This window comes from Pseudomonas imrae (genome assembly GCF_046352735.2).
Lineage (GTDB): Bacteria > Pseudomonadota > Gammaproteobacteria > Pseudomonadales > Pseudomonadaceae > Aquipseudomonas > Aquipseudomonas imrae.
In genome coordinates this window covers 3,232,112-3,251,155 of sequence record NZ_CP110853.2, presented here as the reverse complement: position 1 = coordinate 3,251,155, position 19,044 = coordinate 3,232,112, and the positions used below count along the sequence as shown (strand labels likewise).

Sequence of the window (19,044 nt, the reverse complement as noted above, 5' to 3'; positions counted from 1 at the left end):
CTTGCATTTGATTGCAATTGCAATCGTTGCATATGCATCAAATTTTCTATCTGTTAAATCCGCCGGATGCTGCTACGTTTAATCTTCAGGCGCAGGAACGTCATGACGCGTACATTTTTTTGTCACGACGGCACTTTAGTCTGGTAGTGCGAGTCATTGTTTAATCACCGTATTGACCTTAGCGACCATCACAAGGAGTCGAACAATGGACGATTACCAGGAAGAACTACTTGAATACCAGGCATTCGAATTCGATCCCCAGGATCCTGTAGACGATGCTACCGAGCTGTAGACAGGCGTCAGGCGCAATGTCGCTGACTGCGGCGAAACTCCCCAGGGGTCTGGCTGTTCCAGCGCTTGAAGGCCCGTTGAAAAGCTTGCGCTGAGGCAAAGCCGAGCAAATAGGCGACTTCCCCGAAGGCCAATTCCGTGTCGCGAATATAGGTCATGGCCAGGTCGCGGCGGGTGTCGTTGAGAATTGCGCGAAACTGCGTCCCTTCTTCGGCCAGTTTGCGCCGTAGGGTCCACGTTGGCAGCTTCAGGCGTGCCGCCACTTCTTCCAGGTCGGGTTCCCGGCCATTGAGCATCGGCCCGAGTAAACGGGTGATGCGTTCGCGCAGGCTGCGCGTACGGGTCAGTTGCTCCAACTCGCTTTCACACAACTTGAGCAATAGTTGCCAGGTACTCGGACAGTGCTCGGGATTGCGCAAAGCCAGGCTGGTCTGGCTCAAGCGCAGTTGGTTCGATTGCGCCGCAAACTGGATAGGACAATCACCCAGTACGCTGTAGCGCGAACTGTAATCGGGGGCGGCGAACTCGATTTCGATCCGCTCGGCCTGCAGCGGTTGCTGGCAGAGCGTGGAGAGTTGGTGCAGCCAGCCGGCGATGATCGAGTCCACCACAAAACGATTGTAGGCGTTGTACGGGCTGATGGAGTAGAAGCGCAGCCAGGCGCCCTGGGCATCTTCTTCGAAACTGGATTGACCACGGTAATTGGAGCCATAAAGAGCTTCGAAACGCGTCAGCGTGCGTGCCGCTTCTCGCACATTGGGGGCTTGAGCGGCGGTCACGCCGGCCAGTCCAAGCTGGTTCATGCGGCTCAGTTGGCCCATGCGCAGGCCGAGGCCGGGATCGCCGGTCAATTGGATGGCCGCGTGGCCCAGGCGCATATAGCGCGGGATCGACAGGCGCGCACCCGGTTCGCTCAGGCGTGCCGGCTCCAGGCCGTATTGCAACAGCAACGGTTGGGGATCCAGGCCATGGCTGAATATCGCATCTGCCAGGGTATGCACGATGCCCACTGATAGATTGCCCAGGCGCATCGGTGCGGGTTTCATGGGGTTACAGCCACACGTTCAGCAGGCGTGCGCCGTGCGCACTGCCGTTGGCGAATACTTGGCCGTTGGTGCTCAGAAAACTCTGGCCGCTGGTGCCCTGGTCCCAAAATTGCCCGCGCAGAAATACACTCATGCCGGCGCTGGCCTGGCTGATGGGCGCCTGACTGATCAGGCTCAGGCGATGCCAGGCTTCGCCTTCACTGAGCTCTTCGGGTTTGAGGCTGATCTCCGAGGGCCTCGAGACACTTTTGAAACCCCGCCACGGTTTACTCCAGGTATCACGGCCCACCACGAACGCAGGCACCGCCACCAGTTGCGCTCCTTGTTCGTTGAGCTTGCGGTAGTTGTCCGGGTACCAACTGTCGCTGCCGATCAGGATGCCCAGGCGCCCGGCGGGGGTATCGACAACGTTGATGGCACTCTCTTCGCCAGGCTTGATAAAGCCGACTTCGTTGAAAATCGGGTAGAGCTGGCGCTGGGGCTGGCCCAGCGGCAGGCCATCATGGCCGAACACCAGGCTGGTGTTGTACAGCGCACCATGCCCGATCTGCAGTTGGCCCTGGCTGACACTGGGGTTGGGCAATGTGATGGAGCCGGCCACCAGGGTGACGCCGAACTCCTTCGCCAGGCCACCAAACAGCACCTGATAATCCCGTGCCATGGTTGACGCCTTCATGCGCAAATGGGCGTCATCCAGGCGGTTGTTGCCCTGGGCACTGATCAGCGCCCGCAAGAACAGCAACGGATTGCTCACCGCCAGCCAGTTCATTGCTTCTTTAAGGTTGGCGGCTTGATACAACTGATTTTTTTCGTCACGGATCATCAGCCAGGTGCCGACGTGTTCCGGTAGCACCACGATGGTTTTTTCGTTGAGCAAACCCTGGTCCCGGGCCTGGCTCAGGTAGGCCGACAGCTTCAGGTGCAAGCGCTCAAGGCTCTGGTAGTCGGCGGGGAACAGTTCCGGCTGGATGCCCAGCAGGTTGCCGCGATCAGCGGGCACGCCCTGGTTCACCGCCAGGTTGATTCGCAAATCCGACAAGTAATGCGCCACCGGGCGCTCCTCGGTCCAGACCAGATAGGCAGAGAGGGCGGCGACCAGGGCCATGGCGAGGGTCAAGGCAAGAAGTTTACGCATGGGAGAACAGACAACGCACCGTGTACAGGGTTCGCGCCTAGGGTAGGGCTCATAGCTAGGCTTGCCAAGAGGTGCTGTGCATTTGGATCAATAAGTTGTTAGTTTCGGTCATTGAGTGGCGCGGGACCGCCTCTTAGTCTGTGGGGCATAAACCGAGGGGGCGCCGTTCGAGCGTCCCACGTCCCGTGATGATCTGTTGTGGAGCTGTACCATGACCGCTGCTGCCTATCCGCACCTGCTGGCCCCGTTGGACCTGGGTTTTACCACCTTGCGCAATCGCACCCTGATGGGCTCGATGCACACTGGCCTTGAGGAAAAACCCGGCGGTTTCGAGCGCATGGCCGCTTACTTTGCCGAGCGTGCCCGTGGTGGTGTCGGCCTGATGGTGACTGGTGGCATTGGTCCGAACGATGAAGGCGGGGTGTATTCCGGTGCGGCCAAGCTGACGACCGAGGAAGAGGCCCTCAAGCACAAGATCGTCACCCAGGCTGTCCACGAGGCCGGTGGCAAGATCTGCATGCAGATCCTTCATGCCGGTCGTTATGCCTACAGCCCCAGGCAGGTGGCGCCGAGCGCGATCCAGGCGCCGATCAACCCGTTCAAGCCCAAGGAGCTGGACGAGGAAGGTATCGAGAAACAAATCAGTGATTTCGTCACCTGCTCGGTACTGGCCCAGGTGGCTGAGTACGATGGTGTGGAAATCATGGGCTCCGAAGGTTATTTCATTAACCAGTTCCTCGCGGCCCATACCAACCACCGCACGGATCGCTGGGGTGGCACCTACGAAAACCGCATGCGCCTGCCAGTGGAAATCGTGCGCCGGGTACGTGAAGCCGTAGGGCCGAACTTCATCATTATTTTTCGCCTGTCCATGCTTGACCTGGTGGAAGGTGGCAGCACCTGGGAAGAGATCATCCAGTTGGCCAAGGCCATCGAGCAGGCCGGCGCGACGATCATCAACACCGGTATCGGCTGGCACGAAGCGCGGATTCCGACGATCGCCACCAAAGTGCCGCGTGGTGCATTCAGTAAAGTCACCGCCAAGCTCCGAGGCGCGGTACAGATCCCCCTGATCACCACCAACCGTATCAATACTCCGGAAGTGGCCGAGCAGATCCTGGCCGAAGGCGACGCCGACATGGTTTCCATGGCGCGACCGTTCCTGGCGGACCCGGACTTCGTCAACAAGGCCGCCGCAGGCCGCGCCGACGAAATCAACACCTGCATCGGCTGCAATCAGGCCTGTCTGGACCACACCTTTGGCGGCAAGTTGACCACCTGCCTGGTCAACCCGCGCGCGTGCTACGAAACTGAGCTCAACTATTTGCCGGTCAAGCAGATCAAGAAGATCGCCGTGGTCGGTGCCGGCCCTGCTGGTTTGGCGGCGGCGACGGTTGCCGCAGAGCGTGGCCACCAAGTGACGTTGTTCGACTCTGCCAGCGAGATCGGCGGCCAGTTCAATATCGCCAAGCGCGTACCGGGCAAGGAAGAGTTCTTCGAGACCCTGCGCTACTTCAAACGCAAATTGCAGACCACCCATGTAGAACTGTGCCTCAATACCCGTGTGGACGTCGCGCAACTGACGGCGGGCGGTTATGACGAGATCATCCTGGCGACCGGCATTGCGCCGCGTACCCCGGCGATCCCAGGTGTCGAGAATGCCAAGGTGTTGAGCTACCTGGATGTCATCCTCGAACGTAAACCGGTGGGCAAACGCGTAGCGGTGATCGGCGCGGGCGGTATCGGTTTTGACGTCTCGGAATTCCTCGTGCACCAGGGCGTATCCACCAGTCTGGACCGTGAGGCGTTCTGGAAAGAGTGGGGCATCGACACGCTGCTGCAGGCACGCGGCGGTGTGGCCGGGATCAAGGCGCAACTCCATGCGCCGGCTCGCGAGGTGTTCCTGTTGCAACGCAAGGCTTCCAAGGTCGGCGACGGCCTGGGCAAGACCACCGGCTGGATCCACCGTACCGGTTTGAAGAACAAGCGGGTGCAGATGCTCAACAGCGTCGAGTACTTGAAAATCGATGATGAAGGCCTGCACATTCGTATTGGTGCCGACGGTGAGCCCCAGGTGCTGGCGGTGGACAACATCATCATCTGCGCCGGCCAGGACCCGCTGCGCGAATTGCTGGACGGCCTGGTTGCGGCCGGCCAGAACGTGCACCTGATCGGCGGTGCCGATGTGGCGGCCGAGCTGGATGCCAAGCGCGCGATCAACCAAGGTTCGCGCCTCGCGGCCGAACTGTAAGACCCCAAACGGGGTGGTGTTAGACTACCGCCCCGTTTTTCATGCAGGTCCCTCCCGATGGGCCCCTTCGATTGGCTTCCCCACGCACCACTTGAACCCTTGCGCCTGGACTGGCTCAAGGGCGTCGAACTGGCTGTGCTGCGCCTGGATTGCATCGACCCGCTGATCAGCGGCAACAAGTGGTTCAAGCTCACCGGGCATCTGGCCCAGGCGCAACACGCCGGCGCCAGTGGCATCATCAGCCTCGGCGGGGCCTATTCCAACCACCTGCACGCGCTGGCGGCAGCGGGTAAGCGTTTTGGCTTCCCCACTGTCGGCCTGCTGCGCGGCCATCCTCAAGACACCCCCACTGTCCTCGACTTGAAAGCCTTCGGTATGCAGTTGCATTGGCTGGGGTATGGCGGTTATCGCGCGCGGCATGAGCCGGACTTCTGGGGACCCTGGCGCGAACACTATCCGCACCTCTTTCCTGTGCCCGAAGGCGGCGGCGGATCGGCGGGCGCGCAGGGCTGCGCGGTTTTGGTTGAACAGGCGCAGGCGCAGTTGAGCAACCTGGGCTGGGCCGATTACAACGCCTGGTGGTTGGCGGCGGGCACCGGCACCACATTGGCCGGGCTGGTGCTGGCCGAGGCGGGTGCGCATCCGGTGTACGGCGCATTGGCGGTTCCGGCTGATCATGGTGTGGTGCAGAACGTAAGTGCCCTGGTGCAAGACGGCTACGAACTGCTGGACGCTAGCCGAGGTGGCTTCGCCGAGGTCGACCCGCTGTTGCTCGACTTTATCGAGGTCACGCAACTGGCTTGCGGCGTGCCACTGGAGCCGCTCTACACCGGCAAGGCATTGCTGGCGTTGAAGCAGCAGATCGAAGCCGGACGCTTCGCCCCCGGCACGCGGCTGATCTTCATTCATACCGGCGGCCTGCAGGGTCGCCGTGGCGTGGTGCTCAGTTGAAGGGGCCGATAAAACTCAGGTCGTGGAACACCCGGTTGCCGGGTGGCTGTCTTCGCGAACAGAAATATTTTGTTCGATGAAGCTGGCACTCAGGGCAACGACCTGCGGGTACTGCAGATCTACCGTGATCATGTGGTAGCAGTTATTCAAGAGCACTTTAGTGACAGGACCAGCGAGTTTCTTTTCGGCGTAGTCGGCGTTCCATCTTCCACTGACATCATCCTCGATGGAGTGAATGATCAGCGTCGGCGAATTAATCGACGGCATACTCCGTTTTACTCGTGTCGTCAGTTTATGCATCTCCCGCAGACTCTTGCCAGACATGCTCAGCAAGCCTGCTGCGCTACTATCACCGGTTTTCATTTGCCGTTCGACAATGGCCCGCAGACGCCTGTTTTTAATACCGTATGGTGGCCTCTCATTGAATACGCAGAAGTCCAGCAGAAAGGGAATCCGGGTCAGCCAAGGCAACAATCGCGTGACAGGTGATGCGTTCCAGCCATCGTTACGCAAGGTCAGGGAATATACCAACAGCCCGGCGACCTGGCCCGGATGCTTCGAGGCCAGGTACATCGACATCACCGCGCCCATGGACAAGCCACCGACAAACACCTGCGTGTGGCGTTGTTTCACTTCCACAAAGGTTTTGCGCACGCCTTCGTACCAGTCGCGCCAGCCGGTGGCCTGCAGGTCACTGTTGCCAGCGCAGTGCCCGGCCAGGGTGGGTACATAGACCGTGCAGTTACCCGCCTTGGCCAGGCCTTTGGCAACCTGGCGCAATTCCGTCGGAGTGCCGGTCAGGCCGTGGATCAGCACGACCCCGACCGGACCTTCACCGAGAACGAAGCCGGCCGTACCTTCACCGAGGTCGATCTCTGCCTGGCTCACCGACTGGTCGCCCGCACCAGCAGTTGCTCAAGCAACTTCAGGCCCAGTTCGATTTCCGGGTAGCTGATTTCCAGCGACGGTGCCAAGGTGATCACGTTTTTGTAGTAACCGCCCACGTCGAGAATCAGGCCGAGTTTCTGGCCGTCCACCACCATGTCTCCCTTCATGCCCTCTTCGACCATGTAGTCCAGGGTCGCCTTGTCTGGCGTGAAACCATCCGGGCCGCAGATTTCGCAGCGCAGGGCCAGGCCCAGGCCGTCGACGTCGCCGATGATCGGGAAACGTTTCTGCAGGTCTTGCAGGCCTTCGAGGAAGAACTTGCCCTTGGCCATGACCATTGCGCCGTAGTCGACTTCGCTGGTCATCTTGAACATTTCCAGGCCCACCGCGGTGCCCAACGGGTTGGAGGCAAAGGTGGAGTGGGTCGAACCTGGCGGAAAGATTTTCGGGTTGATCAACTCTTCGCGGGCCCAGATGCCGCCCAGGGGGTTGAGGCCGTTGGTCAGCGCCTTACCGAACACAATCACGTCCGGTTGCACGTCAAAGTGCTCTATCGACCACAGTTTGCCGGTGCGGTAGAAGCCCATCTGGATCTCATCAGACACCATCAGGATGCCATGCTGGTCCAGCACCTGCTTGAGTTCACGGTAGAAGTTCATCGGCGGGATCACGTAGCCGCCGGTGCCCTGGATCGGCTCGACGTAAAAGGCTGCATATTCACACTGATTGGTTTTTGGGTCCCAGACGCCGTTGTATTCCGTCTCGAACAAACGCGCGAATTGCTGCACGCACTGGCTGCCGTACTCTTCCTTGGTCATGCCTTTCGGGCCACGGAAGTGGTACGGGAACGGAATGAAGTTGGCGCGCTCACCAAAGTGGCCGTAGCGGCGACGGTAGCGGAAGCTCGACGTAATCGACGACGCGCCGAGCGTACGGCCGTGGTAGCCGCCTTCGAAGGCGAACATCATACTCTTGCCGTTGGAAGCGTTACGCACCACCTTCAGGGAGTCTTCGATGGACTGCGAACCGCCGACATTGAAGTGCACGCGACCGTCGAGGCCAAACTTCTTCTTGGCGTCGACCGCGATCATTTCCGACAGCTCGATCTTGCCCTTGTGCAGGTACTGGCTGGCAATTTGCGGCAGGGTATCGATCTGCTGTTTCAGCGCGTTGTTCAGGCGTGGGTTGGCGTAGCCGAAATTGACCGCCGAGTACCACATTTGCAGGTCGAGGTAGGCCTGGTCTTCGGTGTCCCACACGTAGGAGCCTTCGCAACGGCTGAAAATGCGCGGCGGCTCGATGTAGTGAACGGTGTCGCCGTAGGAGCAGTACTTGGCTTCTTTAGTCAGAAGGATCTGGTCTTCGGCGGTAGCGATACGGATATCAGACATGGTGGAAGAGTTCCTGGTTGTCGGAAGAGGTGCTGAAGGAGGTGGCGTTGGCGGCGATGCCGTGTGGGAGCAGTGCCAGCAATGCAGGCACTTCGGCGAAGGTGTCGAAACGCGCGTGAGGGATATTGTTGGCCTCGCAGTAGTCAGCGAGGCTGCCTTTGGCGAAGACGAAGTCGGCGGTGGAGGCCACGCACATGTCGGACTTGCCGTCGCCGATCACCAGCACGCGTTTGTTGCGCGGGGTGGACTTGCACTTGCAGTTGCCGGAGGCGGCACGGCAGGCGTCGCTGGTATAGGGGAAGTCGATGCGCCAGCTGTTTTGGTCGACCTGGCGCAAGCGGTTGGCGAGGATCGGCAGCAACGTCACATAGTTGCGTGACAGGATCCGCGCGATGCCTTGCTCGATGCCGTCGCTGACCACTTCGATGGACGCGCCCAGGCCGATGACGTGATCGACGAAGTCCGGGAAATCCGGGTCGATCTCGACGCTGTCGAAATACGCCAGTAGTTCGGCGGGGGTGGCCTTGACCAGCGCCAGTTGGCTGCTCAGGCATTCGCGTGAACCGATATGCCCGTCCAGCCATTCCTGTTCGATGGTTTCCCACTCGGGGCCGGCGAAGCGTTGGAGGACGTTGTCGATGACATCGGAGGAGGTAATGGTCCCGTCGAAGTCGCACAGGACATACCACTGGCTGAAGGTCTTACTGCGTGCCGGCGGTGTAGTCGCGAGTTCGTGACTCTCGCAAGTATTATGGCGACAGTTACTTGAGACGTTTGCCATGTAAATCCCGTTAAGTTAGTTGTCAAACAAGAGCGCCCCATTGCGAAGCTCTGCTGTACGACAAAACGCTACGGGTTTTTTCTGATTGGTGTGGTAAGGGTAATCCGAGTGAAAATTATTAGTACGCCGGTATAAAATAGGACAATGCACCGATTAATGTAGGACGTTTTGCCTGGTACATTTGGAGTACCAGGCAAGTCTTCAACGACGGTGAAACATCATGCGCATCGCGGTGTTGTCGCGCATTACGTAATGATGAAAGATCCCCGCCAAAGCATGCAGGCCCACCAGCCAATAACCGATGGTGGCGCCTAGTACATGCCAGCCCTCGATCTGCTTGGCCAGGTCCTTGTCTTCACCGATCAGCGGCGCCAATTCGATCCCGTAGAAGGATACCGAATGCCCCGCCGCGCTGACGATCAACCAGCCCAGGATGGGCATGGCGATCATGAACACATACAGCGCCACATGCATCAGCGTTGCAAGCCATGCTTGCCATTGCGGTGGTGCCGGCACAATCTTCGGCGCTTCCCCGCGGGTACGTGCGAACAGGCGCAGCCAGACCAGTACGAATACGGTCAGGCCCAACATGAAGTGCAGTTCCTTGATCAACGTGCGACCGTCACTGCCTTTAGGGAAGACCCCACGAAACTCAATGGTGGCGCAGACCGCCACCAGCAACACCAGCATCAGCCAGTGCAGGGCGACGGAGATCGTACTGTAACGGGACTCGCTGTTTTTCCACGGCATTGCGTATTTCCTCACTCATCAGGGGCAAACCTCCGTTCTTTGGCGACGGAGTCGTTCCAATCTAACCCTGTTCTTGAAGGTTTGCCCGAGTGAGGACAGATGCATTGATCTCGATCAGTTGCTTTGCGGCATTTCACCGCGTGCCAGGCGCTGATTGATGTCCGCGATGACGTCCGGCAGGTCGGTGATAGTGTCGATCAGGTAGTGCGGACGCGAGCTTTCGAATAGGGCGTGTATACGCTTGCGCTCGGCGCTCAGGGTGTCGGCGTCCAGTGTCTGGAATTGCTCGTAGGTCAGGCCCAGCGCGTTGCCCGAGCAGGTCAGCGCTACCGTCCACATTCCGGCGCTACGGCCTTCGAGGATGCCCGGTACGGTGTCGTCGATCTTCACGCACGCCGCCACATCGCTGATGCCCAGGGCGATCACGTTGGCCAGTGCTTGTGCCGGCCATGGGCGACCATTGGGAACTTCATCGGTGGCCACCACATGGTCGGCGATGTAGCCGTTGGTAGCGGCCAGCTCCACGACCTTGTCCATGACTTGCTTGGGATAACCCGAGCACGAGCCGATCTTGATGCCTTGCTGGCGCAGGCTGGCAATGGTGTCCAGGGCGCCGGGAATCAAGGCCGAGTGCTCGGCGATCTTTTCGATCTGCAGTGGCATGAAGCGCTCATAGATTGCGGTCACGTCATCATCCGTGGGCGTGCGGCCAAAAGCCTTGCGATAACGCTCGGCCACTTGTGGCAGGTTGCATAACGTGCGGATGTGGTCCCACTTGCCCATGCCCATCGGGCCACGGGCTTCATCGATGGAAACCTGAACGTCGAATTCAGCGAACGCTTCGACAAAAATCTGGGTCGGCGCGAAGGAGCCGAAATCGACCACGGTGCCGGCCCAGTCGAGGATGGCAGCCTGGAGCGTGTTGGGGTTCTGGTAGTTCATGGTTCAAATCCTATAGGTAAGGGGGAGGGCGCTCAGATATCCAGTACTTCCATTTCTCGCAGTGTCTGGGCGATAGCCGCCACCGCCGCACGCATCTCAGCCTCGTTGACGTGGCCGATACAGCCGACGCGGAAGGTTTCCACCTGAGTCAATTTGCCGGGATAAAGAATGAAACCCTTGGCCTTGACCCGCTCATAGAAGTCTTTGAACTGGTAGCGCGGGTCTTTGGGCGCGTGGAAGGTGATGATGATCGGCGCCTGGATCGCTGCGGGCAGGAAGCTTCGCAAGCCGAGCTCGGCCATGCCATCGAGCAGCGCCTGGCAGTTATTGGCGTACCGCTGATGCCGCACCGCCAGGCCACCTTCTTCGTTGTATTGCAGCAGCGCTTCATGCAATGCCGCCACCACGTGGGTCGGCGGCGTGAAGCGCCATTGACCGGTCTTGGCCATATAGGTGTGCTGGTCGAACAAGTCCATGGCCAGCGAATGGCTGTTGCCCTGGGCCGCGGCCAGCGCCTGTTTTTCTGCAAACACAAAGCCCATGCCGGGCACGCCTTCCAGGCACTTGCCGGAGGCGGCGATCAGCGCTTCGAACGGCACTTCGCGGGCATCGATCGGCAGTGCGCCAAAGGAACTCATGGCGTCGATGATCAGGCGCTTGCCGTGGCGCTTGATCACCTGCGCAATCTCCGGCAGCGGGTTGAGAATCCCGGTGCTGGTTTCGCAATGGATCAGCGCGATATGGGTGATGCTGCTGTCGGCGTGAAGCAGGCGGTCGACATCGGCGGCGGTGGTGGGTTGGTCTTCGGCGGTTTCGAAGGTGCTGAACGGGCGGCCCAGCACTTCACAGATTTTCGCCAGGCGTTTGCCGTAAGCGCCGTTGATCAGCACCAGTACCTTGCCATCGCGTGGAACCAAAGTGCCAATGGCCGCTTCGACGGCGAACGTGCCGCTGCCTTGCAAGGGCACGCAGTGATGGCTGTCGCTACCGTTGATGATTACCAACAGTTGCTGGCAGAGGCTGGCAGTCAGTTGGTTGAAGCGGTCATCCCACGAGCCCCAGTCAACCATCATCGCCTGCCGGGTGCGGGCGGACGTGGTCAGGGGGCCAGGGGTGAGCAGGATCGGCGCGGCAGTACTCATTCTCATGTCCTCGCAAAGCAATGGGATGAAGCTAGGGGACATAAGTTGCAGTTTGCCTTGATATCAATCAAATTGTTTATTGTTATGCTAGCCATCAGTGAGGCCGATAGATATGAATCTGTTTCAACTCCGTGCGTTTGATGCCGTGGCCCGTGACGGCAGTTTTACCCGTGCCGCTGCACGGTTGTTTATCAGCCAGCCGGCTGTTACCGGGCATATCAAGGCGCTGGAGGAGCACTACCAGATCAGCTTGCTGCGGCGCACGGCGCGGCGAGTGGAGCTGACCGAAGAGGGGGTCAAACTGGCAGCGATCACCCGGACTATCTTCGGCCTGGTCGATGAAGCGCAGACTTTGCTGGAGGCCAACCGCCAATTGCTGACCGGGCGCCTGGAAGTGGCCGCCGACGGGCCGCATATGGTCATGCCGATGCTGGCAAGCCTGCGCGCCCGTTATCCCGGGATTACCGTCAACCTGCGCCTTGGCAATGCCCAGGAAACCCTGGCCGCGCTGTTATCAGAACATGCCGATGTGGCTGTGCTGACCGAGGTTGAACCGCGCAAGGGCTTGCACCTGCAACCCTTGAGTGAATCGCGGATCTGCGCGCTGGTACCGGCCGGTCATCCATGGTTGGCCGATCCTGGGGGCATTCGCCTGGAGCAACTGGACCAAGTGATCATGGTGCTGCGCGAGCCCAGCTCCATCACGCGCCGCACCTTCGATGAAGCGTGCGGCGCGGCGGGCGTGCAGCCCAGGGTGTTGCTGGAGCTGGACAGTCGCGAGGCAGTGACCGAAGCCGTGGCCGCCGAACTGGGGGTCGGAGTGGTGTCGTCGGTGGAGGTCAGCCGTGATCCTCGGGTGCATGCCATTCCCATCCGCGGCGACGGCTTGTTGAACCAGCACATGATTGGCTGCATGGAGCGGCGCCGGGATTTGCGCTTGATTCAGGCATTCTTCGAGCTGGCGTCGGGCTGATCCTCGAGCAGGCTTTCGCGCACGATATCCAGGAATGTCGCCACCACCCGCCGTGAACTCTGCTCCTTCAGGCACACCAGGGTCTCCTTCATTCGCTGGGTACAGTCGCGGATCGGCATTGCGTACACCCGCGAGTCGGCACCGAACTCCGAGGCCGATACCACGCCCACGCCAATCCCTACCACTACCGCTTCCCGGGCGGCTTCCCGGCCTTCTACCTGGATCGCCGGACGGATGCGCAACCCGGCCTGGCGCATTTCCTTTTCCAGTGTCTGGCGAGTCACCGAGCCTGTTTCCCGCAGGACCAGCGGCGTGTCGTCGAGGTCTGCAAGACTGATGGATTCACGACCGGCCCAGGGATGGTTGCGCGAGACGAAAGCCAGCATCGCGTCATCACGCAGCGGCAACGACAGCAACCGATCATCGTCGACGTCACGGCCTACCAGCGCCAGGTCCGCCTGATAGTTGTACAAACGGTAGAGTGAATCATCGGTGTTGCCGGTTTCGATTTTGACGCTGATGCCCGGATATCGCTCACAAAAGCGCGCAATTTGCGGCAACACGTGAACCGGGGCGTCTACGGCCAGGGTCAGGCTGCCGGTCTGCAAGGCCTTGGAGTCTTGCAATAACTCTTCGGCTTCGGCGGCGATGACAAACAGACGCTGAGTGATACTCAGCAAACGCTCCCCCAGGTCGGTCAAGCGCACCGAGCGTTTGTTGCGATGGAACAGTAGAACGCCGAAACGCTCTTCGAGCTTGCGTACCTGATCGGAAATCGCCGGTTGGGTCAGAAACAACCGTTCAGCGGCCAACGTAAAACTGCCGTGTACCGCCACGGCATGGAAGGCTTTCAATTGGGCGTGGGAAACCGACATCGCAGAACCTCTTACAAGCTAGGCTTATATTTGAAATACGATAAATCGATTTTACCTATTAGTCAGCCATTGCTTTGATACTCCCCAGTCGCCGTAGGTTAAGTCCTACAACTGCGGTGACCATGGGTCGTTGCGTGCAACCTTGCAGGGCTCATCTGACCAGTACCTGGCCTTTGTCGACCTGGTATTGCAGTGCAAAAAAATAAAAACACAGGCGTTCGCTTTCCGATTCTGCCGGCACACTCACACCTGAGGTCAGAAACACCATGAATATCCCTATGGGTAGCATCAAGCGTTGGCGCATGCAGATTTTCGCCATCACCTGGCTGGCGTATGCCGCCTTCTACTTCACCCGCAAAGCGTTTTCGGTAGCCAAGTTGGGGATTGTCGACGACCCGAACTTCCCCTTGGACAAGATGATGATGGCCAACCTGGATGGCCTGTACCTGGCGGCCTACGCTGTCGGCCAGTTCACTTGGGGCATGCTTGCCGATCGCTTCGGGCCGCGGGTAGTGGTGCTGGGCGGCCTGGTGATCTCTGCGGCAGCGGCGCTGGTGATGGGTACTTTCGCCACCTTGCCTATCTTCGTCACGTGCATGTTGGTGCAAGGGCTGGCGCAGTCTACCGGCTGGTCGGGCCTGTGCAAGAACCTCGGCAGTTTCTTCCCGGCGCAGCAGCGTGGGCGGGTATTGGGGCTCTGGAGTTCCTGCTACGCCTTTGGCGGCCTGGTGGCTTCGCCGTTTGCCGGTTGGTGGGCCTATACGCTGGTCGGCAGTTGGCATGCAGCGTTTATTTCCAGTGCCGCCGTGGTGGCGGTGGTGGCGGTGCTGTTTTTCCTGTTCCAGCGCAATACGCCCGAGGACGTCGGTTTGCCGGCAGTCGAGCCGGAACCGACGCTGACTGCCGAAGAAGAAGCCGAGGCAAAGAAAGTCAGCATTCTGGAGCCGCTGCGCGCGATTCTGCGTAACCGTACCGTGTTGACTCTGGGCCTGGCGTACTTCCTCTTGAAGCCGGCCCGCTATGCGATCTTGTTGTGGGGGCCAGTGATCGTCTACGAGCAGATGCCGTCAGTGGGCAAGGTTGGCGCGGCGATTGTGCCGACGGCGTTTGAGCTGGCGGGGTTGCTGGGGCCGATTCTGATTGGCCTGGCCTCCGACAAGCTGTTCGGTGCCCGGCGCATGCCGGCCTGCGTTCTCAGTCTGCTGGCCCTGACCGTGGCCCTGGCGCTGTTCATGGCCGCGTTGCAGACCGGCAGTGTGGTGCTGGTGATGGCGCTGCTGTTTGTCATGGGCTTGACCCTGTACGGCCCGGATTCGATGATCAGCAGCACGGCCGCGATTGATTTCGGCACCGCCAAGGCCGGCGCGACGGCAGCCGGGTTCGTTAACGGTTGCGGCTCGGTAGGGGCGATCCTTGGTGGCCTGCTGCCGGGCTACTTTGACACGGTAACGGTATTTATCGTCTTCGCAGGCTGCGCGTTGTTTTCCTCGCTGGTGCTGATGCCTTACTGGAACGCCCGGCCTGCAGTGTTGGCGCAAGTAGGCGACTTTGTAGTGGATCGCAGTGTGGCGATTAAACCCCTGCGTACCTGAGGCGCCTGCAACGCTGGCCGGTTTTTGGTGGAACAGAGTGTTTTTGCCCTATAAACTCTGCCGCCAAAGCGCCGGCCAGTAGACGTCTCGGCGCCATGGATATAGAGAGTGAGTCATGGGCGCACAGTGGAAAGTCAAACACAAAGAAGCGGCATCCAATGCCAAGGGCAAGATATTCGGCAAGCTGGTGAAAGAAATCACCATCGCTGCCCGTAACGGCGCGGACACTGCGACCAACGCTCACCTGCGTCTGGTGGTGGAACAGGCCAAGAAAGCCTCGATGCCCAAGGAAACCCTGGAACGTGCGATCAAGAAGGGCGCCGGTCTGTTGGGTGAAACCGTGCAATACCATCGCGTGACCTACGAAGGTTTTGCCCCGCACCAGGTGCCGTTGATCGTCGAGTGCGTGACCGACAACATCAACCGTACCGTGGCGGAAATCCGCGTGGCGTTCCGCAAGGGCCAACTGGGTGCTTCTGGTTCTGTCGCCTGGGATTTCAACCATGTGGGCCTGATCGAAGCATCGCCTGACACCCCCGACGCGGATCCGGAGATGGCCGCCATCGAAGCCGGTGCCCAGGATTTTGAAGCAGGCGAAGAGGGCGCGACCCTGTTCATCACCGAAACCACTGACCTGGATGCCGTGCAGAAAGCCTTGCCGGACCAGGGCTTTACCGTGTTGTCGGCCAAGTTGGGCTACATCGCGAAGAACCCTGTCAGTGGCTTGAGCGATGAGCAGATGGCAGAAGTCGAAGCCTTCCTCGAAGGCTTGGACAACCATGACGATGTGCAGGACATGTTCGTCGGCCTGGCCGGTTAGACCACGGGTTTCAAGGCAAAACCAGTGTGTGTCGAGCCTTGGCGAGGCTGCGATAGCGGTGGGTCAGGCAACATACATGCCGGCAGTACCGCCATCATCGCAGCCTCGCTGGCGCTCGACAGCTCCTACCTTTGATTTCGTCATCTTGAGCATCGCCTTCGCTGTAGCCCTGCTGCCGGGCCCGGGTATCTAAAAACTCATCGTCTGTTTGAGCATTTGTGTTGTCGGCTCATCCGCCGGGCTGACCATTGCGTAGTTGTAGCCTGGGCTTGACCAGTACTCAGCCTGGAGCCCGTCGGCGCTGCGGCTACCGCGGGGAAGCAGATAGTTCCTGGGCCCCGGTGGACGGATATAGAAGCTGATGCGCCGACCTTGTTGATCCTCGTAGAGCACCATGGCCGCCGCACCCTGTTCGGTGCTGAGCAGGCGGGCGCTGACGGGTTTGAAACCGGCCGGGCTCAGGTCCGGCAGCCGGTGCGCCCGGGTAAAGTAACGGTCGAGCCAGGCTTGCATATCACCACTGTCTTGCACCTTGTAGTCGGCCGGCATGATTCTGTTCTGGGCGAATAAACGATAGGCCTGCATTGCATCAGCCATCGGCAGAGCGGTGCTGGCCATCATCGCCTGCCGTGCCTGCCAGCCGCCGAAACCGCCGATGCTGACTGCGATCAACAGCATGGCCGCTGTGGCGAGACGCCGTCGGGATTGGTGCTTGAGCCGCTGGCGAATCAATGCCGGATCCAGCTCCGGATTGTCCGGCTGATGCCCTTTGTCGCCTATGGCAGCACGCAGTTGCCGGGCATCCTGTTGCCAGGCGTGGACCTGCGCCGCGACCTCAGGGTGGGTCGCCAGCCAGAGATCGAGTTGACGTCGATCCGGCTCCGCCAATTGATGGTCGACGTAGGCGTGTAAATCTCGTTCGCTGGGAGGCAGGCTGATCATTTGAGTATCCGCAGTGAAGGGCCAGTGATTTCGCCGTCGCTGAGTTGGCGCAAGGCCTGTCGGGCGCGAGACAGGCGAGACATCACGGTGCCGATGGGAACGTCGAGGATATGAGCGACCTCCTTGTAGCTCAAGCCTTCCACCGAGACCCAGAGCAACAGCGCGCGTTGCTCGGTGCTCAACTGGTCAAAGGCTTGCAGGGTCGACTGGGCCATTACCGTACGTTCGACCGAGGGCTGGGCATCATCGCGGCCGGTGAGAAATTCAAGCATGCGCGCGTAGCGCCGGGAGCGTCGGTGGGCGTCGAGAAACTGTCGATAGAGGATCGAAAACAGCCAGGCGCGAAGATTGCCTTCGGCATGCTTGTTTCCCCAACTGACCAGGGCGCGCTCAAGGCAGTTTTGCACCAGATCGTCGGCGCTGCTGGCGTTGCGGGTCAGGGACAGCGCAAAACGCCGCAGCCTGGGAAGGAGTTCGCGCAACTGTTCATCGAGTTCATGCATGGGGTGCGTGGCCATTGTGCCTGGATCAGCAAGACGTACGGCATCGAAGGTTATTCCAGGCCTTTAAAAATAAATTGCAAGGGCGGGAATAGAGTGTGCTGGCGGTCGTCCTGCTTGTTTCCCAACTGTGGCCACAGGCCTTGGAGCAGTTCATGGTAGATCACGTATCACCGCCACGCCCACCGCTGAGCATGGGCAGTAGGATTGCGCGGCTGGCCGGTATCGGTGCCGTCCTTGCGCTAGTGACGGGAGCGTTTGCCTACGTCAACGGCACCCTCGACCCGCATCGGTTACGTCCCAAAACCCTGGTCAACGCCCTGGAGACCAACAACGGCGTGCATCCTGGTTATCGGCGTAACCATTCCAAGGGGGTGTGCGTGGCGGGTTATTTCGAAAGCACTCGCGCTGCGCGCCCGTACTCCAGCGCTCAGGTTTTCAGCGAGGCGCGCACATCGGTGATCGGCCGTTTTGCGTTGCCCAGTGGCAACCCGTACGCCCCGGACAGCAGCGTACCGATTCGCAGCCTGGCGTTGCAGTTCAGTCAAGCGAACGGGCAGCAATGGCGCACCGGGATGAACAGTATGCCGGTGTTTCCGGTGGGTACGCCCGAGGCGTTTTATCAACTGCTCAAGGCCGGCGCGCCGGACCCCGCAACCGGCAAGCCGAACCCGGCCAGTATGCCGGCATTCTTCGCGGCGCATCCAGAGACGGCGGCGTTCCTGGCGTGGGTCAAGACTGCCAAGCCCTCGGCCAGTTATGCCACTGAGACTTACAACGGTATCAACGCGTTTTATCTGGTCAATGCCAACGGGCAGCGCCAGGCCGTGCGCTGGGGGGTGGTGCCGCAGAGCCAGGACACCAACGCTTCCACAGCCCCGCAGGGGGCGGACTACCTGCAGCAGGACCTGGCACAGCGCTTGGCAGCGGGGCCTGTGCGCTGGCAGTTGATGATCACCCTGGCCAACCCCGAGGACCCGGTGGATGACGCGAGCAAGACCTGGGTGGGCGAGCATAAGGTCTTGAACGCCGGGACACTGGTATTACAAAGCAGCCACCGGCAAATTGATGGCGACTGTCGTGATATCAACTTTGACCCGCTGATCCTGCCCAGCGGCATCGAGGCCTCCAATGACCCGTTGCTGGCCGCGCGCTCGGCCGCGTATGCCAGTTCCTATTTGCGTCGTACCAGTGAAGTCAGCCAGTTGCACAGCGCCCTTGAGGAGTCGAAGCCATGAATGCCCAACCACGGTTTTTCGCGCCCTTGTCGCGCTTGCTGCACTGGCTGATGGCGCTGATGGTCATCGCCATGTTGTTTATCGGCGCAGGGATGGCGGCCTCGATTTCCCAGCGCCATGAGTGGTTGTTGAACCTGCATAAACCGTTGGGCATCGCGATTTTGGCGTTGGTGATTGTGCGTTTGGTGGTGCGCTTTTCTACCCGACAGCCACCGTTGCCAGCGGACTTGCCGAGGTGGCAAGTGCTGGCCGCCAAGGCGTCCCATGTGCTGCTGTACGGGCTGATGCTGGTTTTGCCGGTACTGGGATGGGCAATGATCTCGGCGGCGGGTGACCCGGTGATGCTCAGCAGTTCCGTGCAACTGCCGGCATTGCTGACGGCCAATCCTGAGCTGTTTGCGCTGCTGCGCAAGGCCCATGGTTTTCTCGCCTATTTGTTGTTTCTGACGGTAATGCTGCATCTCGCGGCCGCGCTGTTTCATGGATGGGTGCGGCGCGATGGTGTGCTGCAAAGCATGATCGGCGGTAAAAACTGA

General features: G+C 60.1%; 18 protein-coding genes. 7 read left to right on the top strand and 11 right to left on the bottom strand.

What is annotated here, in order from left to right; all coding sequences use genetic code 11:
• Positions 1-299 precede the first annotated feature (299 nt).
• Together OQ460_RS14435 and OQ460_RS14430 are read right to left on the bottom strand one after the other, a co-directional pair.
• Positions 300-1,337, bottom strand: a complete 1,038-nt coding sequence (locus OQ460_RS14435) for an AraC family transcriptional regulator (protein WP_410018134.1) — start codon at positions 1,335-1,337, stop codon at positions 300-302.
• A 4-nt stretch (positions 1,338-1,341) separates the two neighbouring features.
• Positions 1,342-2,472, bottom strand: coding sequence for a carbon-nitrogen hydrolase family protein (locus OQ460_RS14430; RefSeq protein ID WP_410018133.1), 1,131 nt, complete (start codon positions 2,470-2,472; stop codon positions 1,342-1,344).
• Positions 2,473-2,683: 211 nt separating this feature from the next.
• Here OQ460_RS14430 and OQ460_RS14425 point away from each other — a divergent pair, with 211 nt between their 5' ends.
• Positions 2,684-4,723, top strand: a complete 2,040-nt coding sequence (locus tag OQ460_RS14425; RefSeq protein ID WP_410018132.1) for an FAD-dependent oxidoreductase — start codon at positions 2,684-2,686, stop codon at positions 4,721-4,723.
• A 57-nt stretch (positions 4,724-4,780) separates the two neighbouring features.
• Entirely contained in the window at positions 4,781-5,674 is an 894-nt protein-coding gene (locus OQ460_RS14420; RefSeq protein ID WP_410018131.1) for a 1-aminocyclopropane-1-carboxylate deaminase/D-cysteine desulfhydrase, read from the top strand.
• Between the two features lie 15 nt (positions 5,675-5,689).
• Here the strand turns inward: OQ460_RS14420 and OQ460_RS14415 are convergent, their stop codons facing one another.
• The 6 genes from OQ460_RS14415 to OQ460_RS14390 form a co-directional block, all read right to left on the bottom strand.
• Positions 5,690-6,562 carry an alpha/beta hydrolase gene (locus OQ460_RS14415; RefSeq protein ID WP_410018130.1) on the bottom strand — a complete coding sequence of 291 codons (873 nt, stop codon included), beginning with the start codon at positions 6,560-6,562 and terminating at the stop codon, positions 5,690-5,692.
• Entirely contained in the window at positions 6,559-7,953 is a 1,395-nt protein-coding gene (locus OQ460_RS14410) for an aspartate aminotransferase family protein (protein WP_410018129.1), read from the bottom strand. Before OQ460_RS14410 ends, OQ460_RS14415 begins: the two co-directional genes overlap by 4 nt.
• Positions 7,946-8,632 (bottom strand): HAD-IB family phosphatase, encoded by a 687-nt coding sequence (locus tag OQ460_RS14405; protein WP_410022011.1) that lies wholly within the window; start codon positions 8,630-8,632, stop codon positions 7,946-7,948. Before OQ460_RS14405 ends, OQ460_RS14410 begins: the two co-directional genes overlap by 8 nt.
• 303 nt (positions 8,633-8,935) lie before the next feature.
• Positions 8,936-9,484, bottom strand: a complete 549-nt coding sequence (locus OQ460_RS14400; protein ID WP_410018128.1) for a cytochrome b — start codon at positions 9,482-9,484, stop codon at positions 8,936-8,938.
• A 114-nt stretch (positions 9,485-9,598) separates the two neighbouring features.
• Positions 9,599-10,426 (bottom strand): phosphonoacetaldehyde hydrolase, encoded by an 828-nt coding sequence (gene phnX, locus OQ460_RS14395; RefSeq protein ID WP_410018127.1) that lies wholly within the window; start codon positions 10,424-10,426, stop codon positions 9,599-9,601.
• 32 nt (positions 10,427-10,458) lie between these two features.
• Positions 10,459-11,568, bottom strand: coding sequence for a 2-aminoethylphosphonate--pyruvate transaminase (locus OQ460_RS14390; RefSeq protein WP_410018126.1), 1,110 nt, complete (start codon positions 11,566-11,568; stop codon positions 10,459-10,461).
• A 112-nt stretch (positions 11,569-11,680) separates the two neighbouring features.
• On the opposite strand from OQ460_RS14390, the gene OQ460_RS14385 reads away from it, so the two are divergent.
• Positions 11,681-12,541: a LysR substrate-binding domain-containing protein gene (locus OQ460_RS14385; RefSeq protein WP_410018125.1), complete on the top strand. Its 861-nt coding sequence runs from the start codon at positions 11,681-11,683 to the stop codon at positions 12,539-12,541.
• Here OQ460_RS14385 and OQ460_RS14380 read toward each other — a convergent pair.
• Positions 12,511-13,416, bottom strand: coding sequence for a LysR substrate-binding domain-containing protein (locus tag OQ460_RS14380; RefSeq protein WP_410018124.1), 906 nt, complete (start codon positions 13,414-13,416; stop codon positions 12,511-12,513). The two genes, OQ460_RS14385 and OQ460_RS14380, sit on opposite strands and share 31 nt — an antisense overlap.
• 266 nt (positions 13,417-13,682) lie before the next feature.
• Here OQ460_RS14380 and OQ460_RS14375 point away from each other — a divergent pair, with 266 nt between their 5' ends.
• Positions 13,683-15,008 carry an MFS transporter gene (locus OQ460_RS14375; RefSeq protein ID WP_410018123.1) on the top strand — a complete coding sequence of 442 codons (1,326 nt, stop codon included), beginning with the start codon at positions 13,683-13,685 and terminating at the stop codon, positions 15,006-15,008.
• Between the two features lie 115 nt (positions 15,009-15,123).
• Positions 15,124-15,828, top strand: coding sequence for a YebC/PmpR family DNA-binding transcriptional regulator (locus OQ460_RS14370; RefSeq protein ID WP_410018122.1), 705 nt, complete (start codon positions 15,124-15,126; stop codon positions 15,826-15,828).
• Between the two features lie 189 nt (positions 15,829-16,017).
• On the opposite strand, the gene OQ460_RS14365 is transcribed toward OQ460_RS14370, so the two are convergent.
• Together OQ460_RS14365 and OQ460_RS14360 are read right to left on the bottom strand one after the other, a co-directional pair.
• Entirely contained in the window at positions 16,018-16,770 is a 753-nt protein-coding gene (locus OQ460_RS14365) for an anti-sigma factor family protein (protein WP_410018121.1), read from the bottom strand.
• The gene (locus OQ460_RS14360) at positions 16,767-17,273 is read right to left on the bottom strand and encodes a sigma-70 family RNA polymerase sigma factor (protein WP_410018120.1); all 507 of its coding nucleotides are present in this window, start codon (positions 17,271-17,273) and stop codon (positions 16,767-16,769) included. Before OQ460_RS14360 ends, OQ460_RS14365 begins: the two co-directional genes overlap by 4 nt.
• 152 nt (positions 17,274-17,425) lie before the next feature.
• Between OQ460_RS14360 and OQ460_RS14355 the strand changes: the two genes are divergently transcribed.
• Together OQ460_RS14355 and OQ460_RS14350 are read left to right on the top strand one after the other, a co-directional pair.
• The gene (locus tag OQ460_RS14355) at positions 17,426-18,508 is read left to right on the top strand and encodes a catalase family peroxidase (RefSeq protein ID WP_410018119.1); all 1,083 of its coding nucleotides are present in this window, start codon (positions 17,426-17,428) and stop codon (positions 18,506-18,508) included.
• The gene (locus OQ460_RS14350; protein WP_410018118.1) at positions 18,505-19,044 is read left to right on the top strand and encodes a cytochrome b; all 540 of its coding nucleotides are present in this window, start codon (positions 18,505-18,507) and stop codon (positions 19,042-19,044) included. The genes OQ460_RS14355 and OQ460_RS14350 overlap by 4 nt, the downstream gene beginning before the upstream one ends.

Coding starts and splice junctions, on each gene's coding strand:
- OQ460_RS14360 (WP_410018120.1), bottom strand. CDS start 17,273: ATGCATGAACTCGATGAACAGTTGCGCGAACTCCTTCCCAGGCTGCGG.
- OQ460_RS14380 (WP_410018124.1), bottom strand. CDS start 13,416: ATGTCGGTTTCCCACGCCCAATTGAAAGCCTTCCATGCCGTGGCGGTA.
- OQ460_RS14400 (WP_410018128.1), bottom strand. CDS start 9,484: ATGCCGTGGAAAAACAGCGAGTCCCGTTACAGTACGATCTCCGTCGCC.
- phnX (WP_410018127.1), bottom strand. CDS start 10,426: ATGAACTACCAGAACCCCAACACGCTCCAGGCTGCCATCCTCGACTGG.
- OQ460_RS14365 (WP_410018121.1), bottom strand. CDS start 16,770: ATGATCAGCCTGCCTCCCAGCGAACGAGATTTACACGCCTACGTCGAC.
- OQ460_RS14350 (WP_410018118.1), top strand. CDS start 18,505: ATGAATGCCCAACCACGGTTTTTCGCGCCCTTGTCGCGCTTGCTGCAC.
- OQ460_RS14375 (WP_410018123.1), top strand. CDS start 13,683: ATGAATATCCCTATGGGTAGCATCAAGCGTTGGCGCATGCAGATTTTC.
- OQ460_RS14420 (WP_410018131.1), top strand. CDS start 4,781: ATGGGCCCCTTCGATTGGCTTCCCCACGCACCACTTGAACCCTTGCGC.
- OQ460_RS14390 (WP_410018126.1), bottom strand. CDS start 11,568: ATGAGTACTGCCGCGCCGATCCTGCTCACCCCTGGCCCCCTGACCACG.
- OQ460_RS14410 (WP_410018129.1), bottom strand. CDS start 7,953: ATGTCTGATATCCGTATCGCTACCGCCGAAGACCAGATCCTTCTGACT.
- OQ460_RS14385 (WP_410018125.1), top strand. CDS start 11,681: ATGAATCTGTTTCAACTCCGTGCGTTTGATGCCGTGGCCCGTGACGGC.
- OQ460_RS14355 (WP_410018119.1), top strand. CDS start 17,426: ATGGTAGATCACGTATCACCGCCACGCCCACCGCTGAGCATGGGCAGT.
- OQ460_RS14435 (WP_410018134.1), bottom strand. CDS start 1,337: ATGAAACCCGCACCGATGCGCCTGGGCAATCTATCAGTGGGCATCGTG.
- OQ460_RS14425 (WP_410018132.1), top strand. CDS start 2,684: ATGACCGCTGCTGCCTATCCGCACCTGCTGGCCCCGTTGGACCTGGGT.
- OQ460_RS14430 (WP_410018133.1), bottom strand. CDS start 2,472: ATGCGTAAACTTCTTGCCTTGACCCTCGCCATGGCCCTGGTCGCCGCC.
- OQ460_RS14370 (WP_410018122.1), top strand. CDS start 15,124: ATGGGCGCACAGTGGAAAGTCAAACACAAAGAAGCGGCATCCAATGCC.